Origin of the sequence: Bradyrhizobium sp. AZCC 2262, assembly GCF_036924535.1 — a bacterium.
GTDB lineage: Bacteria > Pseudomonadota > Alphaproteobacteria > Rhizobiales > Xanthobacteraceae > Bradyrhizobium.
This window is the reverse complement of sequence record NZ_JAZHRT010000001.1, coordinates 3,796,424-3,814,009: the sequence shown is the minus strand read 5'-3', so window position 1 is coordinate 3,814,009 and position 17,586 is coordinate 3,796,424. Positions and strand designations below refer to the sequence as shown.

Here is a 17,586-nt window from a genome sequence, read left to right as displayed (position 1 = left end):
AATTGCGCTGTGGAAACCGTGCCTGATCGCATTCGGCCACGCTTCCGCCCGGATTCGGTCCCGCCATTGCCGCGTGTTGGTTTTCGGCTTGGGCTGGGGCGTGAGCGGGGGATTGCAACATGTCGTCCATTGGCTGCACCAGTACTTCGTGCGTCGACGTCAGAGCAGGCCTTACTCAACTTGAAGCGCCGTTGATCCCGGCCGCGCGTGCAGGGAAATTCATCCGGCTGCTTGCTGTAGCGCTCGCAGCCGCATCGCTTGCGGCCTGCGCGCAGTCCTCGGTCGTCAGCCAAAAATCCGAACTTCGCGCCAGCCGGCAGGCGTCGGTGAGCGATCGAACGACATCGTCAATGACCAGGCGCGTGGCGGCCGTGAGAAGGCATACGCCGTTCGCGTCGCGCAGGGATGCAGGCGGCATCAAAACGGCCTCGCATGGGGTGGCCAGCTTCTACACCGAGGGAACGAAGACCGCGAACGGCGAAAAATTCAACACGCTCGATATGACCGCGGCCCATCCGACGTTGCCCTTCGGCACCAAATTGCGTGTGACGAACGTCGCGAGCGGCCGGTCGGTGATGGTGCGGGTCAATGACCGCGGTCCCTATGTTCCGGGGCGCGTTGTCGACGTCTCCTATTCCGCAGCCGACGCGCTGGGAATGGTCGGGAAGGGTGTTGCCAAGGTCAAGCTCGACGTCGTGGAGTAGCGGGTGGCGCGCGGGGCCGGGCTACTTGCTGCCCAGGATGTCCGATAGCGCCGACAACAGCCGGTCGATTTGCTCGTCTCGGCCCACGGTTATCCGCAGATGGTCGGAGATCCGAGGCGCGGAAAAATGGCGGACGATTACCGCCCGTTGGCGCAGTGCAGTGGCCAGCGCCGCGCCCTCATGCGCCGGATGACGTGCGAAGACGAAGTTGGCGGAGGACGGCAGCACCTCGAAACCAAGCCCCACAAGGCCGCGGTTCAGCCGCTCCCGGCCTTCGATCACGCGAGCGCGGCTCTGTTGAAAATAGGCTTCGTCCTCCAGGGAGGCGATGGCGCCGGCCTGGGCTGGGCGGCCAAGCGGATAGGAATTGAAGCTGTCCTTCACCCGGGTGAGTGCCTCGATCAGGTCGGCGTCGCCGATCGCATAACCAACCCGCAAGCCGGCGAGGGCCCGGGACTTGGACATGGTTTGAACAACCAGAAGGTTCGGGTGGGAGGCAACCAGCGGTATCGCGGTCTCGGCGCCGAAATCGACATAGGCCTCGTCGATGACAACGGGCGCGTCAGGATGTTCCTCCAAAAGGGTAGCGATCTCGGCTCGCGACAGCGCAACCCCCGTTGGCGCATTCGGATTGGGGACGATGATCGCGCCGGCCGGCCGGCGATAGTCGGAAATGCGGATCTGCATGGCCTGATCGAGCGGCACGGCCTCGTAGGTGATGCCGAACAGGCGACAATAGACTGGGTAGAAACTGTAGGTGATGTCAGGGAAGAGCAACGGCGCATCATGCTTCAGCAGCGCGGCGAAGGCGTGCGCCAGCACCTCGTCCGAGCCGTTGCCGACGAATACTTGTTCTGGGCGTACCTCGTGGTAGGTGGCCAAGGCAGCCCGCAGCGCTGACGCCTGTGGGTCCGGGTATAGACGCAGCGTATCAGCCGCCTCGCCGCGAATGGCTTCCAGCGCGCGTGGGGACGGACCAAATGGGCTTTCATTGGTGTTGAGCTTGACCAGCTCCGCCATGCGGGGCTGTTCGCCCGGCACATAGGGTTTTAAGTCGTGCGTCAAGCTGCTCCAGAAACGGCTCATTTTTTGTCCTGCGGATAGTAGCCCGGATGGAGCGAAGCGAAATCCGGGGTGGTGTTAGAGTGATCCCGGATTGCGCTGCGCTTCATCCGGGCTACGGGGTGATCGCGATACATTCGAATTTGCGCGGCGGATGCACGAGCCACTCGGCGCTCTCGACGATGCGCATTTCCTCAGTACCCCGAGCGGCCGTGCGTTCCAGCACGGCGAAGATGGCGGAGGCGGCATGGCTGAGCGCATCCGGCGTGTCGGCGCCACGGACGCGCGCGGCGACCAATAGCGCGGCAAACAGATCGCCGGTGCCGTTCGGGCTGATCGGCAGTTTTGGCGTGCGCACGCGAAAGGCGTTTGCGCGCTCGACTGCCAAGGTCTCGATCTCGTCTTCAGGCGTGTCGGCAAGCTCGGCGCTGGTGACGACGACCGTCCCACGCGCCATGAACGCGCGCGCCGCCTTGATCATCTGACTGATTGTGGTGGCCTTGGTCCCGCACAGCCATTCGAACTCGAAATGATTGGGCGTGATGATGTCGGCTAGCGGACAGAGAAGATCGCGCACCAGCGGCGGGATGTCGGCGTGGACGAACAGGCCGCGGTCGCGATCCCCCAGCACGGGATCGCAGCAATAAAGCAGCGCGGGGTTTTTGGCCTTGGCGCGCGCGACAAAATCCGCGACCACGGCGGCGTTATCGGCCGAGCCGAGATAGCCGGACAGGATCATCTGCGCGGCATCGACAGCGCCGCGCTCCTCGATGCCGCGCAGCAGATCGGCAAGCAGTTGCGCGTCGAGCACGCGGCCGCGGATCGTCGGATAGCCCGGCCGGTTGCTCAACAGCGTGGTCGGCACCGCCACCACGTCGATCCCGTGCATCTGCATCGGAAACACCGCGGCGCTGTTGCCGACATGGCCGAAAGCGACCTGCGACTGAATTGAAATTACGTTCATGGTTAAGTCTGGAAATTATCTGATTTGCCGGGGTGGGAACCTTCCGAGGTTAACACATTGGTTATTTGTTTGCGGGCATTTTCACAACCTCATTCAACAGGGAGGCACCATGTCTGACGTCACCATTCCCGGCGGCAAGATCCGTTCTTTCGTCGAGCGGATCGAGAACATCGATGGCGAATTGGCCGAGCTGAACGAGCAGAAGAAGGAAGTGTTCGCGGAGGCCAAGGGCGAAGGGTTCGATGTGAAGATCCTCAAGGAGATCATCAAGCTGCGCAAGCAGGACCAGGACGAGCGCGATGAGCGCGAGAGCCTGCTCGATCTCTACATGCGCGCGATGGAAACCGCGCCGCCGGAAAAGGTAGCGAAGGCGGCCTGAGCGAAGCAGCGAACGTAGCCCGGATGAGCGAAGCGATATCCGGGGCGGTGCGAGAGTGGTCCCGGATGTCGCTGCGCTCATCCGGGCTACTTGCTACTTGCTATCACCTGAACAGCGCGACATAGATCACATAGAGCCAACCCAGGATGCCGTGGATGATCGCCCAGAGGATCGAGTGGTTGTTGGTGTAGGAGATCGCGATGGCGAGTGCGGAGCCAAAGCCCACGCCATATTTCGCGCCCTCAACCCGAACCCCGTAGTATCGATTTCCGTTCATGGTGATCCTTTCCGCGAGCAAGGTGAGTTAGCGTAACCCACCAGCCCGTCGCGCGTGAACGGCGAATTGCGAAAGGCCGGTCGGCCGATGCGCTCGTCAGCCCTGCATGGGCACGGGTTGAACCGTTGTGCGGGCCAAGTTAAGCCTCCGCGATGAACGAGCCGACCCGCGGCGCTGAATCTCCAACGCGAAAATCCGATACGAAACCGGCCCTGCTTGGGGTCGCATGCGGTGCTGGCGCGGCGCTGTTCTGGGCGCTCGGCTTCGTGGCGACACGGCACGGGCTGAAGCTCGGGTTCACGCCTGCGGATTTGCTGATGCACCGCTTCCTGTGGTCGGGCATCGTGTTCCTGCCGATCGTGCTGCGCGCCGGCATCGGCAATCTCTGCGGCATCGGATGGGGCCGCGGACTGGTGCTGATGGTGCTGGGCGGCCCTGTGATGTCGCTCATCAGCTATACAGGATTCCTGTTCGTGCCGCTCGGCCATGGCAGCGTCATCCAGCCTTCCAGCGCGACGCTCGGCGGCCTGTTGCTCGCCGCGGTGTTCTTGCGCGAGCGGGTTCCGTTCTCGCGCGTGTTGGGGGCGGTCGCGATCGTCGGCGGTCTCGTGGTGATCGGGGCTGAATCGATCGGTCATATCGGCCCTGACGGCGTGCTTGGCGATTTGCTGTTCGTGCTGACCGGATTCATGTTCGCGGTGTTCGGCACGCTGCTGCGGCATTGGCGCGTCAACGCCTTCTCGGCGGCCACCGTCATCAGCGTGCTGTCGCTCTCGCTGCTGCCCCTCTATGCGGCCTTCGGCAGATTCGCCCGCGTGGCGGCGCTCGGCCTGACCGAAAACGCGCTGCAGGCGCTGGCGCAGGGCATCCTGGCCGGTCCCGCGGCGCTGTATCTTTTCGCGTTCTCGATCCAGACCATCGGCGTCGCCCGCGCCGCGGTGTTCCCGGCAACCGTGCCGGCGCTGACGATACTCATCGGCTGGCTCCTGCTCGGCGAGCCCCCGACCGCGCTGCAGGCGGCGGGACTGGTCACGGTGCTCTGTGGATTCTATCTGGCGCAGCGGCAGCGGTAGGGGGTGATCGGGCGCAGGAGTGGGCCGGATGTCGTTTCGCTCATCCGGGCAATCTGGTTAAAATTTGATCAGTTCGCGGGAGCCACCGGTAATGCCTCGCCCTTAGGGTGTGACACCTTCAGGGGTTACACCAATGTATGTTGTCAGAAATTCCTCGCGCGCGCTGTTCGCGGCACTGATACCGCTCGCCGTGGTGCACGCCGTTCTGCTTACCATGGCCGTACTCACAACGCAGACCGTGCCGGCGCAGGCAGTCCTGCCGCCGCCGGACAAGCTCCTGTTCTTGTACGCCGGCCGGCTGGCGCTGGATGGCGTTCTGCTGTTTGCCGGCCATTCGGTGCTGCGGCAGTTTAATATCTGCGGCAGGATCGCCTATGCGCTGATCGGCGGCGTCATGGCCGCAACGAGCTACCTGCTTGCGGTGCGCAACGGCCTGTTGTTATTCCCGCCGCCGTCGGGCAGCGAAATCACTGCGGGCTTGCTGCCGACGGCGGCAGGCATGCTCGCCGGCTTCCTCTATGGCCAGTTCGCCGGACTTGAGGTCGTCGCCGCTGCTCCGCGGCCCGCCGTTGCAGCCACCGAGGCCGCCGCCATTCCGCCGCGCGTATTCGATGGCCCGGTCCGTGTTCGCTCTTCGGTTGGCGCGATCGCTATCGCCGTGACCGTGCCGGCTGCGATTTCGGCCGCACTGGCGTTCATGGTGCTAGCGCTCTTCGGAACGGCAGGTCCTGACTCGATCATCACCGCGGCACTTCCGGCACAGGTGTTCCTGACAGTTCTGATCGCGACCACCGTACCATCGGCTATTCTCGTGCTCGCGATACATCACATTGCAAGGGCGCTTCGCCGCAGCCGCGGAGGCGAGTATGCCGCGATCGGAAGCCTGGTGGCCGCGGGATGCGTCGTACTTCTCATGCCGGTATTCGGAGCGATGCCCCTCCTGCTGGCGACGGCGGTCGTCAACGGCGCCATCATGGGCGCGCTGTACCGCCGCTTTGCCGGAATTGAGCCGGTGCCATTGCCGGAAGTCGTGATCGCAACCGACACGCAGGCGTTGGTCAGTGCCGATCATCCGTCCAGACGCCAGCACGGCGTTATCCTCTCCAACTAGCGCATTTCAGGGAGATCGAGATGAAGGGACTCGCCGCTATCGCCGTAGCTGGCTTGATGGCAGTCGCCGGGGCGCTCTGGTTTCAGACCAGTCCGAATGTCGTCACCGTAAAGGTGGCCCCGATGCAGCCGAACGCCAGCTTGCCGACGTTCAAGCAGGTACAGGACGAGGTGCGGCAAGAGAAGATGAGGCAGTAAGAAGATCACGCTGGCGCGGTGCGGTTTAGCAGGAGCTTAGCACGTGGCGTCAAAAGACCGGCTCGCCGATCGCAACATCGCTACGCGGGGCGAGCACGATCACGTTGCCGTTCGCGTCCTTGGCGCCGAGGATCAAGAGTTCGGATGTGAAGCCCGCGATGTTCTTCGCGCCGAGATTGCAGACGCACACGACCAGCGAGCCGAGCAGTGCCGCCGGCTCATAGTTCGTGATCTGTGCGCTCGACCACATGATCCTGTCGGCACCGACGTCGACGCCGACCTTGTAGGACGGATGGCGCGCGCGGGGAAACGGCTTGATGTCCACGACCTTGCCGATCCGGATGTCGAGACGGGCGAAATCGTCGTAGGTGGCCTGGGGTTTTAGTGGGGGCATGTCTTGCTCACGGCTTGCGCTTCCGGCCGCCGAAGACATCCGCGTCGAATTTCTTGGGATCGACGGGATCATAGCGCGACCAGTCCATGGAGGGGTCGTTGCCGTAGCGCGCTTGCCAGGCCGCATCAGTCTGCGTCGTGCCGGGGGCGACGGGGCGGATCTCGAAATGCAGGATCGTGGTCGGGCCGATCTCGCCGATCCTGTCTGCCTTTCTGAGCGTCGCGCCCACCGCGATCGGCCGGCCGTCGACGCCGGCGATGCGGCCAAGCTGGGCATAGCGGGTGAAGACGACGCGCCCGTTGGGATAGCTATGCTTCAGCACGATATAGCGCCCGCAATGGCCGATGCCGAAGGCGTCGACGGAGGCCTGTTCATCCTGCTCGACGCCGACGGCTGCACCTCTGCCACCTCCGTGATATGGCACAACAGGAATGCCACCGGAAGTCAGGCAGCGGCATCGGTGACCTCTGGAGCAGAATGCACTAGCCTTGCCTGAACCAACCATCCTCCAGCCGTTCGAGCGCACGCCATGCATGTCCTCCGACCCCGGTTTCGCATCGAGGAGAGCCGCGCGCTGGCGTTTGCGGCCGACCGCGGTTTTGGCGTGATCATTGCCGCGGACGCGCGCGGCCCGCGCGGGTCGCACGTGCCCTTTGTGATCCAGCAGCGCGACGATCGCGTGATCATCCAGATCCATCTCACGGCCAGAAATCCGCTGGTCGAGCTCGCCGACGGCGTCAGGCGCTTCCTCCTGATCGTCGCCGGCGACGACGCCTATATCTCCAACGACTGGTATGCCTCGCGCGACAATGTTTCGACCTGGCTTTACGAGGCGGTGCATCTCTCAGGTGTCGCGCATCTGCGCGAGCGCGACGAGAACCGAGACCATGGCGACGCGCTGCTCGCAATCTCCGAGGCGCGCCTGCCGAAACAGCCCTGGGATCTCGCGCAGATGGAGCCCACCAAGCGCGAGACGATGCTCGCCTCGATCCGCGTCATCGATCTCGTCGTTGACCAGATCGAGGGACAGTCAAAGCTCAACCAGCACAAGAGCGATGAGGATCATGTGGCGGTGGCGAACCAGCTGGCGCGCGCGGAGGACACAGGCGGCCGGCGGCTGGCCGAGAGGATGCGGGCATTGCGGCCGGGGCTTGGGTATGAGCGATAACCCGCCTGAGGACATGCTGTCATTGTTGTCCACGGATAATTTTGAAAACAGTCTCGACATCGTTCGCGAGGCGGCGGCCGGACCCATCGAGGGAATCTTCGGTCCGGAGTCGCTGACGTGGCGGGTCGACCGCGAGGCGGCGATTTTCCTTGGTGCGGGGCGGGCGCTGTTGCTGCAATTGGCGCACCCCTGGGTCGCCGCCGCCATATCAGAGCATTCCAGAACCTTTGCCGATCCGGTCGGCCGGTTTCACCGGACATTCAACATCACGTTCACGATGGTGTTCGGCACGCTCGATCAGGCGCTGGCCGCAAGCCGCCGGCTACATCGGCGTCACGCCGTGGTGACGGGAATATTGCCGCAGGCGGCCGGGCGCTTCGAAGCCGGTTCGGCTTACCACGCCAATGAGGTCTCGGCGCTGCGGTGGGTTCACGCCACGCTGGTGGAGACCGCCTTGCAGACGCATGACCTCGTCCTGCCTGCGCTTACGAGTAGCGAGCGCGAACAATACTGGGTCGAGGCCAAACTGTACGCGGCGTTGTTCGGCATTCGACAGGCCGATTTGCCTGCGGACTGGACGTCGTTCGCTGCCTACACCGAGGCGATGGCGCAGTCGGATATTCTCGCGGTCAGTCCCGCCGCCCGCAACATTGCGGAGCAGATCTTTTCAGGCTCCGCCACAGGATTGCGTGTGCCCAGATGGTATCGCGCGCTGACGGCCCATTTGCTGCCGGCGCGGCTGGCCCAGGAATTCGGATTTGAATTCGGCGAACGCGAAGCGCGCAGCATGAACCGGGCGCTGGCGTGGATGCGACGCATCTATCCCCGCCTTCCCATGCGCCTGCGCGCGGTGGGCCCCTATCAGGAAGCGCTGGCGCGCCTGCAAGGCGACAAGCAGCCGGACCTTGCCGTGCGCTGGCTCAACCGGCTTTGGATCGGCCGGCCGATGATGGAATGATGGAGCTTCGGGGCTGCGCGCTACCCGCTCCGAGCCAGTGCCGCGATGGTTTCCCTGACCAGGCGTTCCACCGCGACGTGGTCGTCATGCGGCGTATAGGCCCAGCCGAGTTTGACGATCACGAGGTCATGCGAGGGGATGACGATCGTGTATTGGCCCTGGCTGCCGATCGCCATAAAACTGTCGGCCGGGAAGCCGGCGGCAATGCGTTGGCGGGCGGCGGCGGAGTTGCCGCGCTGGGTCCAGAATCCCGCGCCGTAGCCGTATTCGTCGGCGCTTAGCGGCGTCAGCCGGGCCGAGTAGTCGACCCAGCCTTCGGGCAGCAGGCGTTGGCCGCTCTCCGTTACGCCGTCCTGCAGGTACAGCAAACCAAAGCGTGCCCAATCGCGGGCGCTGGCCCAGAGATGTATAGTGCCGAGCGGGGCGCCGGCGCTGTCGTATTCGAGCGTGGCGTGCTCAAAACCGAGCGGCGCGAACAGTTCGCGCTCGATAAAGCTTCGCGCCGATTTCGCATCACCGCCAGCGGCATCGCGGATCAGCCGCGACAGCAGCACGAAATTGCAGTTGGTGTACCGCCACTCCGTTCCGGGCGCTGCGCGCAGGCGCGCATTGCCGGCGAAGGCCGATTGGTCGGCCATGTCGAACTCCATCTGGGTATCGGCATCGAAGAGCGTGGTAAACCCTGTTTGCAGCGACTGACCACAGCGAATGCCGCTCACCATCCGCAGCAACTGATCCGGCGTGATGACGCGGCGCGGGTCCTCCGGCGCCGCCGACCATTCGGCAATCGGCGCCGGCTTCTGCATGTCCAGTTTTCCTTGCCTGACAAGAATGCCAAGCAGCGCATTGGTCACGGACTTGGTCATCGACCAGCCGATCAGCGGCGTCGCCGGCGTGATACCGGCCGCATAGCGTTCGCCGACAACGCGGCCGCGATGTAGCACCACGACGGCCTTGGTGAAGCGGCGCGGCCCGGATTCCGCTTCGGCAAACGCGTGATCCAGCGCCTCGGACAATTTTGCGTTCGCCGGCGCGACGACTTCAGGACCGGCGAGCGGCGGCAGTGACGGGATGGGTGGCTGGCGCGCGTCGCCTTCGCTCGTTGAGAAACGCGCCTCGCGGCCGGGATGCAGGACGCGGCATCCGAAGCGCCCATCATGAACCGCGCGGCTATGCACGAGGCCGGCAAGGCTGATGCGCACCTCCTGCCGTTGCCGGTCGACTTCATACCGGATGAAGTTGCTGATCGGGGCGAGCGATGACGCCTGAGCAACTGTCCGTTCTGAACGGCAGCGAATGGTTTGCCGCGTTGGAGCCAGCGTTTCGAGAGGCCGTGCTGGGATCGTCGCGCGTCAAGCTGTTGGCATCAGGCGAAACCGTATTCCACCGCGGTGACCCCAGCGACGGCATCTATTGCGTCCTGTTGGGCGCCGTTTGCTTCGGCAGCATCGCGTCATCGGGTCGGGCATCGATCGCAGCACTCGCCGAAGCGCCGCAATGGTTCGGCGAAGTCGCGCTGTTCGACGGCGGCGCGCGCACCCACGATGCATGGGCCGACGTCGCCTCGAACGTGCTGCATCTGCCTTCGCGTCACCTGACGAGAATTCTCGCCGACGATCCGCTCCGATGGCAGCAGATGGGACGCTTGCTGGTGCACAAGCTCCGCATCGCGCTCTCGCTGCTGGAAGACATGGCGCTCGACCTCCGAGGGTTCGACTGGCGCGGTGCCTTATCCACCTGCTCGAAGGCTACGGCCAGCGCAAGGCCGCGCCGTCCTGCCACGTGCGCGTCTCGCAAGAGCGGTTGGGGACGATACTTTCGCTCAGCCGCCAAACCGTCAACGAGTTGCTCCGCCATCTGGAGCAGGAGGGGGTCATTCAATGCCAACGCGGCGGAGTGCGCATTCTCGATCCGCGCCGTCTCCGGGATGCAGCGCAAGCTCCGTCGTGATTTTTTCGTGGCATCCGCGGGCAAACACGAAGCAAACGCATTGTTAAGAATTGGCTCGCGCTGATTTGCGCGATTCCGATTCGTTCTTTGCGAACAAAATGGAGTCGGATGGAGAACAAGCTGTGGTGCTGTTTGTTTCTCTGCTTCAGGTGAGTATCGGCTGGAGCTATGATCATCCGACCGAGTAGGGCGCGAATTCATGGCGAAGAAAACGGGCAAGCGGGCATCGCGGCAGACGGTCCTTGCGATCGACATCGGTGGTTCGCGCGTGAAGGTCATGACCAGCACGGAGCGAACCAGGCGCGCGTTTACGTCCGGTCCCGACCTTTCCGCGAGAGTGATGGTAAGGAAGGTCAAGGCGCTGACGAAAGACTGGTCCTATGATGTCGTCTCGATCGGATATCCGGGGCCTGTGGTCAACAACCGGCCCTTGTCGGAGCCGCACAATCTCGGTCTCGGGTGGGCCGGTTTCAATTTCGAAAAGGCCTTCGGCCGCCCGACGAAGGTCGTCAACGATGCGTTGATGCAGGCGATCGGCAGCTACCAGGGCGGCCGGATGCTGTTCCTGGGCCTGGGAACGGGTCTTGGCTCCGCGATGATCGTGGATGGCATTCTGGAACCGATGGAGTTGGCTCACCTGCCGTACCGCAGCGGCAAGACGTTCGAGCAATGCGTCGGCGCCGCAGCCCTCAAGCGTGTTGGCAGGAAGAAATGGCAACGCTTCGTCGATGACGTCCTGAAGCGTCTGCTCGCCGCACTGGAGCCGGATTACGTCATGCTGGGCGGTGGAAACGCCGACAAGATCGACAAGCTGCCGCGCAAGGTCCGGCTCGGCGCCAACACCAACGCGTTCGAGGGCGGATTTCGGCTGTGGAAGAAGGGCGTGGTCAAAGCGGCCGGCGCACGCCGATAGAGAATGCCGTCCTGGCTGCCCGCAGAAAGTCCGCGATGTCCTCGCGGGCTTTTGTCGCAAAAAAGCAGGCTTTGCAGTTTCGCTCGCACCTCATAAGCTGAGGCCAGCCGAACGCGCCCCATCTCCGGTTACCAATCGACGGCCGGAGGCAAGGAAAAAGAACCGCAGCAAAGCTGCGACGTGGCGCATGGCGTGCAAGGGGAGGACACCGATGCCGCTGTCTATCGACCGCCGTCGCGCGCTTGCGCTCCTTGGCTCTTTCGTTGCCGCGCCGCGGCTGGGCCGCGCTGCAGAGGCCTGGCCGATCCGTTCCGTAAAATATGTCAACGGCTTTCCGGCCGGCGGCGCCACCGACACGCTGTCGCGCTTGATCTGCCAGAAGATGAGCGAATTGTCCGGGCAATCCTTCGTGGTCGAGAACAGGGCCGGGGCCGGCGGTGTGCTGGGCGCGGATGCGATCGCAAAGGCGCCGCCAGACGGCTACACGGTCGGGCTCGGCGGCATCGCCTCCAATGTGCTCGCGATCGGCAGCTACGCCAAGCTGCCGTATCATCCGCGCGAGGATTTCACCTTCATCTGCGGCATGTGGCAACTGCCGAACATCCTGACGGCGAAGAAGGACCTGTTCTCCGCGGACCTCAAGCAATTGCTCGCGGCGTTCAAGAAGGAGCCGGGCAAATACACCTACGCGTCCGCCGGCTTCGGCACCACGCTGCATCTCTCCGGCGAGATGATGAACAGCATGGCAGGCGTCCAGGTCCGCCACGTCCCTTACCGCGGCGGCGCGCCGGCGCTGAACGATTTGCTTGGCGGCAATGTCGACCTGCTGTTCGACAATCTGCCGGGCTCGCTGCCGAGCGTGCGCTCCGGCGCGATCAGGGCCGTTGCGGTCACCGCGAAGACGCGGCTGGCAGATCTTCCCGACGTGCCTGCGATGGCCGAACTGTTGCCCGGCTACGAGCTCACCTCCTGGGCCGGCCTGGTGGGACCTGCGAACATGCCGGCCGACCTCGTCGCGCAAATCAACGCGCTCACCGTGAAGGCGCTCAACGACCCCTGGCTGCAAAAGCGCTACGCTGATCTGGGCGCCAGCACCTGGCCGACCACGCCGCAAGAGATGTCAGCCTATCGCGACAGCGAGGAAGCACGGCTGCTGCCGATCATGAAGGCAGCCGGGATCAAGCCGGAGGGCGGGTGAGAGGGCGCCGTCACCTTTTCAATTACCGGTCAGGTCCGTTGCGCCAATGTGCCGGCACTTCTCCTTGACATGTTGGCGCTTCGCCGTCCGAATGACGAATAGCGCATAAGCGCGCGTCGCGGTGTCGCACCCGGCGCATCAAAAACAAAGGGGGAGGGTTTGCGAATGTTTCGCCAAGTGTCTCGCCATGTCAGGAATTTCGCGCTTTTCGCGCTTGCGGCCGCAAGCCTGCTCGGCGCCGGAAACGCAAAGGCCGACTTCCCGGAGCGGCCGATCACGCTGATCGTGCCGTGGGCCGCCGGCGGCGGCACCGACGCGGTCGCGCGCCAGATCGCCCACATGCTGGAACGCGATCTCAAGCAGCCGGTGAACGTCGTGAACCGCACGGGCGGGTCGGGCGTGGTCGGCCACCAGGCGATCGCCACCGCCGCGCCTGACGGTTACACGTTCGGTCTCATCACGCTCGAGATCAACCTGATGCACTGGGTGGGGCTCACCGATCTGACCTTCGAGAAGTATACGCCGCTCGCGCTGGTCAACCAGGACCCCGCCGCGATCCACGTCAAGGCGGATGCGCCCTACAAGAACGTCAAGGAGCTGTTCGCGCAGATCAAGGCGAACCCGAACAAGCTGGTAGCCTCGGGCACCGGGCAGGGCGGAAGCTGGCATGTCGCGCTCGCCGGCCTGATGCAGGCCGACGGCGTTTCGCCCGGTTCGATCCGTTGGGTGCCGTCCACCGGCGCTGCGACCGCGCTGACCGATCTCGCGGCCGGCGGCGTCGACTTCGTCGCGTGCTCGATGCCGGAAGCCGAGGCGCTGATCAAGGCGGGGCGTATCCGCAGCCTGGTGTTCTTCTCACCCAACCGCGCGCCGAACTTCCCTGATGTGCCGACCACCGAGGAGGCGACGGGTCACAAGTGGCACAAGGGCGTGTGGCGCGGCTTTGCGGCGCCCAAGGGCCTGCCGAAGGAGATTGCCACGCAGTACGAGACCGCGATCAAGAAGGTCTGGGACAGCGCCGAGTTCAAGGAGTTCATGAACCGGCGCGGCTTCGACATGATCTATCTGGATTCGGCTGGCTTTGCGGAGTTCATGAAGGCGGACGACGAGGACAACGGCAAGGCGCTGAAGTCGCTCGGGCTGGCGAAGTGAGTGAGTAGCGCCGTAGCCCGGATGAGCGAAAGCGATATCCGGGGCGGTGGCAGAGTTGTCCCGGATGTCGCTTCGCTCATCCGGGCTACTCGTCAGCCGCGTCCGCGTTCGCCTATCGGCAAGAACGCGTCTGGCCGTCGTAGCCCCGGTAAGTCCCGGACGACGGATTGTAGGTGCGGAAGCGGGTGCAGAGCATGACCAGGGTCCGCTCGCGCGGCTTCTGGGCTGCCCTGGCCGGTTGCACCGGTTTACTGGGCTCTGCCGTTCTGCTGCGGGACGCGCCTTCGGGTTGCCTGGCGGCTGACTTCTGCTTCAAGGCGGGCTTCTTGTGCGCAACCGCTGGTTTTTCCCCGGCAGGAGCCAGCTTCTGCTCGACAACCGCAGGCTTCGCGTCCGGGATGGCCGATGTCTGCTCGACGATGGCAGGTTTTTCGTTCGCGGCAGTCGGCTTCTCCTCGGCGGCTACGGGCTTGTCCTGCGCAACTGGTGAGGCCGCCTCGGTGGGGGCCGGCTTCTGCTCGACGATGGCAGGCTTGTCGTCCGTGGCAGCCGACTTCTCTTCCACCGCCGCGGGCTTGTCCTGCGCGATGGCTGGCTTCTCCTCCGCGGGCGCCGGCTTCTGCTCGGCAATGGCGGGCTTGTCGTCCGCGGCAGGCGGTTTCTCTTCTGCAGCGGTCGCAGGCTTTTCCTGCTCTGCCACTGAAGGTTGCGCTGCGGTCGGGCCCGGATTGTCCGTGGCCGACGTCTGCGCGAGCGCTTGCGCGCTTATCACCATAAACAAGATACAGCAAAGCACGCCGGCGCGCTCGGCGGCGGCGGTCGACAGAACTGACAAACGCATGGGTTGATACTCAGCTGATGGTCCCCATCAATGCTCCACACGCATTTGCGGCAAGTCTGTGAACAGCGCGGCTCTTTCGCTGATGACGACGCACTTCACGCCGAGAGTGTGTGCCGGCTGCCACACCACCCGTCTTGAGGTCTGGCGCCAAAACAGCGAAAGCATCTTAAGGGTGCAGCTATGAAAAGAGACCTGCTCGCTCCACAACCAAAACGGGCGTAGCCCGGATGAGCGCCGGGATATCCGGGGTGATGTTAGAGCAGTCCCGGATGTCGCGGAGCCTGTCATCACTGCGCGAGCGCAATCACGCTCCTCGTCGGGCGCGCGTTCGCGCGACCCGTTGACTCATCCGCACTACTTGCTAACCGCGGTCAAGATCCGGTCGTTCGGTCAATGGCTCGACCTCTTGCCCATCAGCGCCCTCAGACGGCTCGGACACTGCCGACGCCTGGTTGTCCCGGATGTCGGATGGCGTCGTGAGCCTGCGCTCATAGTGGGAGGCCAGTTGCAGCAGGCGCCGCTTGATCAATGGATCAGCTCGCTCGGCGAGGGCCCTGACTGTCCTGGCCCTTTCCCTGCAAAACTCCTCGTCCATATCCGTCCCCGGAACTCGAGCACCATGGGCGAAAGTGTAGGGCAGGTGGCTTGAACCGCGTATGGGCCAGATCACAAATCCGGATCGAGTGGCCTTCTCTGAGCAAACGCGGATATTGCTTCCGCCTACGCTCTGCGAGCTACGGCGGACAAGCCGCTCATCCGGGCTACTTGCTACGCCCCGACCCATTGGCCCATCCCGGAATGACAAACAAGAGCGGCGCGTCTCGCGCCTGCGAGACGCCTGCGTCCTTCGGCCAACGCGACCACTCCTCAGGGAACGCTTGTTTCGCTACGGCGTTCCTACTCATGAGGAGGAACTCGCCATGAAACTGAGAGCATTGTTTATCGCAGCAACCGTGCTGCTGATGCCGGCCGCCGCACTGGCGGCGCCGGGCATCGTCACCACCACGGTCAGCCTGAAGGCAGGACCCGGTGCAGGTTTTCCGACGGTCGACCGCATTCCCGGCGGCGACCGTGTCAACATCCACGGATGTCTCAAAGGCACCGCCTGGTGCGATGTGAGCTGGTCGGATGATCGTGGCTGGGTGTCGTCGCAATATCTCGAATATCTCTACCGCAACCGCTACGTCTATCTGCCGGACTATGTCGACGAGATCGACGTTCCCGTCGTGCCGTTCGTGCTGACCTCGTACTGGTCGAGCTACTATGCGGGACGTCCCTGGTATCAGCGCCGCGCCCACTGGAACGGCTACTGGCAATCGCATGAGCGTTTCGCGACGCGGTTGACGGTCGACCGCTCGGCGGCCCGGATCGGCCGCGCGGCGGCAGCGCGCGACGCGGCGCTCCCCGAGGCAAGGACGCGTGCAAAGGAACGTGTCGGTGTCGAGGAGAGGTCGCGTGCCCGTGTCGAGGAACGGACGCGCGCCGGTGCAACGGAGCGGACCCGCGCCGGTGTGACCGAACGCGTGACGCGGGAGAAAGACATCGCACCGCGTAACGCGCGGGAGGTGCGCGAACGCGCGGCGGTGCAGCCCCGCATGACGCGCGAGAACGCGCGGATGACGCGTGAGAGCTCAAGAGCGACCGTGCGCGAACAGCCGATGGCCCGCACCCGCACGCAGACGCCGCCGATCATGGCCCGCGGTCATGACGAACCGCGTGCGGCTGCACCGCGGATCGAGCGTGCCACGCCCCACATGACGCAGCCCAATGCGGCGCGCGGCGGCGGTGGCCCGCCGATGAACGCACGCGCGCAGATGCCGGCCCCGGCCGCCCCGCGCGCAGCAGCGCCTGCGATGCCGCAGGGCGGCGGCGCGCCACACATCAACGCCGCACCACGCGGTGGTGGCGGCGGACCGGGCGGTGGCGGAGGCCACGGTCAGGACAAGCGCCAATGAATGAAAAGCCCGGCCTTGAGCCGGGCTTTTTTGCTCGACGAGTTGCTGGCGGCTTGACGGGCTACGCAACTGGATATGACGGGTGAGTTCAGTCCAATCGCGAAGGAAGATCCGATGAAATCGCTTTTGCTGCTCACGGCGAGCGGTCCGCTGCTCATTCTCACATCGCACGAGTCCTTACGCGATCAGAAGCTTCTTGAGGTGCTCAAGCACAAAGGGATCGGCAAGTTCGTCGCGTTTGAGGTTCCATTGTCGCTCGCGAAGGAGCGCTACGGCGGGCATTTTCAAGCGGCCGAAAGCAATCTGCACGAGACTGATGATTTGAGGATCCTCGACTTCAACGGCCAGCGGGTCTTTCAGCTCTTCCGTTTCGATGAACTCGGTTCGCCGATCCTGCAAGAACAGCCGTGATCTGGTTTTTGTGGCTTTAGCCACGCTCTGGCAGCAGCCCGTGGGTCGAGCCCTTGCGCTCATCGCCGAGTGTGCATTCTCGCGACTTGCTACGCCTTCTTCACGAATTCCGATTTCAGATTCATCGCGCCGATGCCGTCGATCTTGCAGGCGATGTTGTGGCCATCGGTCGCCTCGGTCAGGCGGATGTTCCTGACCTTGGTTCCGCCTTTGACGACCGATGACGATCCCTTGACCTTGAGATCCTTGATGACGACGACGCTGTCGCCATCGACAAGCAGGTTGCCGTTGATATCGCGGACGCCCGGCTCGGGCGAGGTCTCCGTGGCTGCGGCCGCCTCGGCGCTCCATTCATGCGCGCATTCCGGGCAAACCCACAGGCCGCGATCCTGATAGGCATGCTCGGAATTGCATGCCGGGCATTTCATTGCATCGTCCATAATCGGTCTCGTTACCCTCTTGGCGGAGCGCACCGTAGGGTCATGCCCGGGCAAATCAAGCGAAAAGGGGGACCGCAGGCGTCAGGCTTGACGTTCGTCCGATCGTTGATGCCTTCGGCTACAAAATCTCGATCAGGGCAAAAGCGACATCCGGGTTTCGAATGATCCCGCATCTCGCTGCGCTCATGCGGGCTACTCGCTCGCTGTCAGCGATCCGCGTGATCGACCTCGTCGTCGACGAGATCGAGGAGCAGGCCAAACTCAATCAGCACAAGAGCGATGAGGATCACGTGGCAGTGGCGGATCGGCTGGCGCAGGCGAAGGAAGAAGATGCGGGGGCTGCGGCCGGGGTTGGAGTATGGAGGGGAGGGCGGGTTAGCCAACGGGTCGCGCGAAACGCGCGCCCGATGATAAACTCCGCGTAACCAGCCGCTGTGTG

21 protein-coding genes and 2 pseudogenes are annotated in these 17,586 nt (G+C 64.1%); 15 read left to right on the top strand and 8 right to left on the bottom strand.

Annotated elements, in window-relative coordinates:
• The first annotated feature begins 119 nt into the window (after positions 1-119).
• Entirely contained in the window at positions 120-704 is a 585-nt protein-coding gene (locus tag V1283_RS18125) for a septal ring lytic transglycosylase RlpA family protein (RefSeq protein WP_334387808.1), read from the top strand.
• Positions 705-725: 21 nt separating this feature from the next.
• Here the strand turns inward: V1283_RS18125 and hisC are convergent, their stop codons facing one another.
• A complete protein-coding gene (hisC, locus tag V1283_RS18120) occupies positions 726-1,790 on the bottom strand; it encodes a histidinol-phosphate transaminase (RefSeq protein ID WP_334387807.1) in 1,065 nt (354 codons plus the stop codon).
• A gap of 91 nt (positions 1,791-1,881) precedes the next feature.
• A complete protein-coding gene (gene pdxY / locus V1283_RS18115; protein ID WP_334387806.1) occupies positions 1,882-2,730 on the bottom strand; it encodes a pyridoxal kinase PdxY in 849 nt (282 codons plus the stop codon).
• A gap of 109 nt (positions 2,731-2,839) precedes the next feature.
• Between pdxY and V1283_RS18110 the strand changes: the two genes are divergently transcribed.
• Positions 2,840-3,109: a DUF2312 domain-containing protein gene (locus tag V1283_RS18110; protein WP_334387805.1), complete on the top strand. Its 270-nt coding sequence runs from the start codon at positions 2,840-2,842 to the stop codon at positions 3,107-3,109.
• A gap of 103 nt (positions 3,110-3,212) precedes the next feature.
• Here V1283_RS18110 and V1283_RS18105 read toward each other — a convergent pair whose 3' ends face one another.
• Positions 3,213-3,386, bottom strand: coding sequence for a hypothetical protein (locus V1283_RS18105; RefSeq protein ID WP_166816488.1), 174 nt, complete (start codon positions 3,384-3,386; stop codon positions 3,213-3,215).
• 152 nt (positions 3,387-3,538) lie between these two features.
• Here V1283_RS18105 and V1283_RS18100 point away from each other — a divergent pair, with 152 nt between their 5' ends.
• The 3 genes from V1283_RS18100 to V1283_RS18090 all read left to right on the top strand — a co-directional run bounded on the left by V1283_RS18100 (position 3,539) and on the right by V1283_RS18090 (position 5,767).
• Complete coding sequence (locus V1283_RS18100; RefSeq protein WP_334387804.1) at positions 3,539-4,459, top strand: DMT family transporter; 921 nt, start codon at positions 3,539-3,541, stop codon at positions 4,457-4,459.
• A gap of 133 nt (positions 4,460-4,592) precedes the next feature.
• Positions 4,593-5,570, top strand: a complete 978-nt coding sequence (locus V1283_RS18095) for a hypothetical protein (RefSeq protein WP_334387803.1) — start codon at positions 4,593-4,595, stop codon at positions 5,568-5,570.
• 20 nt (positions 5,571-5,590) lie between these two features.
• Positions 5,591-5,767, top strand: coding sequence for a hypothetical protein (locus tag V1283_RS18090; RefSeq protein ID WP_334387802.1), 177 nt, complete (start codon positions 5,591-5,593; stop codon positions 5,765-5,767).
• Positions 5,768-5,816: 49 nt separating this feature from the next.
• Here the strand turns inward: V1283_RS18090 and V1283_RS18085 are convergent, their stop codons facing one another.
• Both V1283_RS18085 and V1283_RS18080 read right to left on the bottom strand, forming a co-directional pair.
• Positions 5,817-6,161, bottom strand: a complete 345-nt coding sequence (locus V1283_RS18085) for a tRNA-binding protein (RefSeq protein ID WP_334387801.1) — start codon at positions 6,159-6,161, stop codon at positions 5,817-5,819.
• A 7-nt stretch (positions 6,162-6,168) separates the two neighbouring features.
• Positions 6,169-6,585 carry a hypothetical protein gene (locus V1283_RS18080; protein ID WP_334387800.1) on the bottom strand — a complete coding sequence of 139 codons (417 nt, stop codon included), beginning with the start codon at positions 6,583-6,585 and terminating at the stop codon, positions 6,169-6,171.
• A gap of 105 nt (positions 6,586-6,690) precedes the next feature.
• Between V1283_RS18080 and V1283_RS18075 the strand changes: the two genes are divergently transcribed.
• Both V1283_RS18075 and V1283_RS18070 read left to right on the top strand, forming a co-directional pair.
• On the top strand, positions 6,691-7,329 hold the full coding sequence (locus V1283_RS18075) for an FMN-binding negative transcriptional regulator (protein WP_334387799.1): 639 nt from the start codon (positions 6,691-6,693) through the stop codon (positions 7,327-7,329).
• On the top strand, positions 7,319-8,287 hold the full coding sequence (locus tag V1283_RS18070) for an oxygenase MpaB family protein (protein ID WP_334387798.1): 969 nt from the start codon (positions 7,319-7,321) through the stop codon (positions 8,285-8,287). Before V1283_RS18075 ends, V1283_RS18070 begins: the two co-directional genes overlap by 11 nt.
• A gap of 20 nt (positions 8,288-8,307) precedes the next feature.
• Here V1283_RS18070 and V1283_RS18065 read toward each other — a convergent pair whose 3' ends face one another.
• Positions 8,308-9,489, bottom strand: coding sequence for a serine hydrolase domain-containing protein (locus V1283_RS18065; protein ID WP_334387797.1), 1,182 nt, complete (start codon positions 9,487-9,489; stop codon positions 8,308-8,310).
• Positions 9,490-9,545: 56 nt separating this feature from the next.
• On the opposite strand from V1283_RS18065, the pseudogene V1283_RS44760 reads away from it, so the two are divergent.
• The 5 genes and pseudogenes from V1283_RS44760 to V1283_RS18045 all read left to right on the top strand — a co-directional run.
• A pseudogene (locus V1283_RS44760) lies at positions 9,546-9,890 on the top strand (Crp/Fnr family transcriptional regulator); the annotation flags it as partial.
• Positions 9,785-10,237 (top strand): Crp/Fnr family transcriptional regulator, encoded by a 453-nt coding sequence (locus V1283_RS44755; RefSeq protein ID WP_442895870.1) that lies wholly within the window; start codon positions 9,785-9,787, stop codon positions 10,235-10,237. The pseudogene V1283_RS44760 and the gene V1283_RS44755, both read left to right, overlap by 106 nt.
• A gap of 199 nt (positions 10,238-10,436) precedes the next feature.
• Entirely contained in the window at positions 10,437-11,150 is a 714-nt protein-coding gene (locus tag V1283_RS18055) for an ROK family protein (protein WP_334387795.1), read from the top strand.
• 211 nt (positions 11,151-11,361) lie between these two features.
• Positions 11,362-12,348 (top strand): Bug family tripartite tricarboxylate transporter substrate binding protein, encoded by a 987-nt coding sequence (locus V1283_RS18050; RefSeq protein WP_334387794.1) that lies wholly within the window; start codon positions 11,362-11,364, stop codon positions 12,346-12,348.
• A 165-nt stretch (positions 12,349-12,513) separates the two neighbouring features.
• Positions 12,514-13,500, top strand: a complete 987-nt coding sequence (locus V1283_RS18045; RefSeq protein ID WP_334387793.1) for a tripartite tricarboxylate transporter substrate binding protein — start codon at positions 12,514-12,516, stop codon at positions 13,498-13,500.
• A 112-nt stretch (positions 13,501-13,612) separates the two neighbouring features.
• Here the strand turns inward: V1283_RS18045 and V1283_RS18040 are convergent, their stop codons facing one another.
• The gene (locus tag V1283_RS18040; protein ID WP_334387792.1) at positions 13,613-14,335 is read right to left on the bottom strand and encodes a BA14K family protein; all 723 of its coding nucleotides are present in this window, start codon (positions 14,333-14,335) and stop codon (positions 13,613-13,615) included.
• 926 nt (positions 14,336-15,261) lie between these two features.
• Between V1283_RS18040 and V1283_RS18035 the strand changes: the two genes are divergently transcribed.
• Both V1283_RS18035 and V1283_RS18030 read left to right on the top strand, forming a co-directional pair.
• On the top strand, positions 15,262-16,296 hold the full coding sequence (locus V1283_RS18035) for an SH3 domain-containing protein (RefSeq protein WP_334387791.1): 1,035 nt from the start codon (positions 15,262-15,264) through the stop codon (positions 16,294-16,296).
• 75 nt (positions 16,297-16,371) lie between these two features.
• Complete coding sequence (locus V1283_RS18030; protein WP_334387790.1) at positions 16,372-16,707, top strand: cytosolic protein; 336 nt, start codon at positions 16,372-16,374, stop codon at positions 16,705-16,707.
• Positions 16,708-16,796: 89 nt separating this feature from the next.
• On the opposite strand, the gene V1283_RS18025 is transcribed toward V1283_RS18030, so the two are convergent.
• Positions 16,797-17,147, bottom strand: a complete 351-nt coding sequence (locus V1283_RS18025) for a zinc ribbon domain-containing protein YjdM (RefSeq protein WP_334387789.1) — start codon at positions 17,145-17,147, stop codon at positions 16,797-16,799.
• A gap of 203 nt (positions 17,148-17,350) precedes the next feature.
• Between V1283_RS18025 and V1283_RS44750 the strand changes: the two are divergent.
• Positions 17,351-17,558, top strand: a pseudogene (locus V1283_RS44750) (hypothetical protein); the annotation flags it as partial.
• Positions 17,559-17,586: the final 28 nt, after the last annotated feature.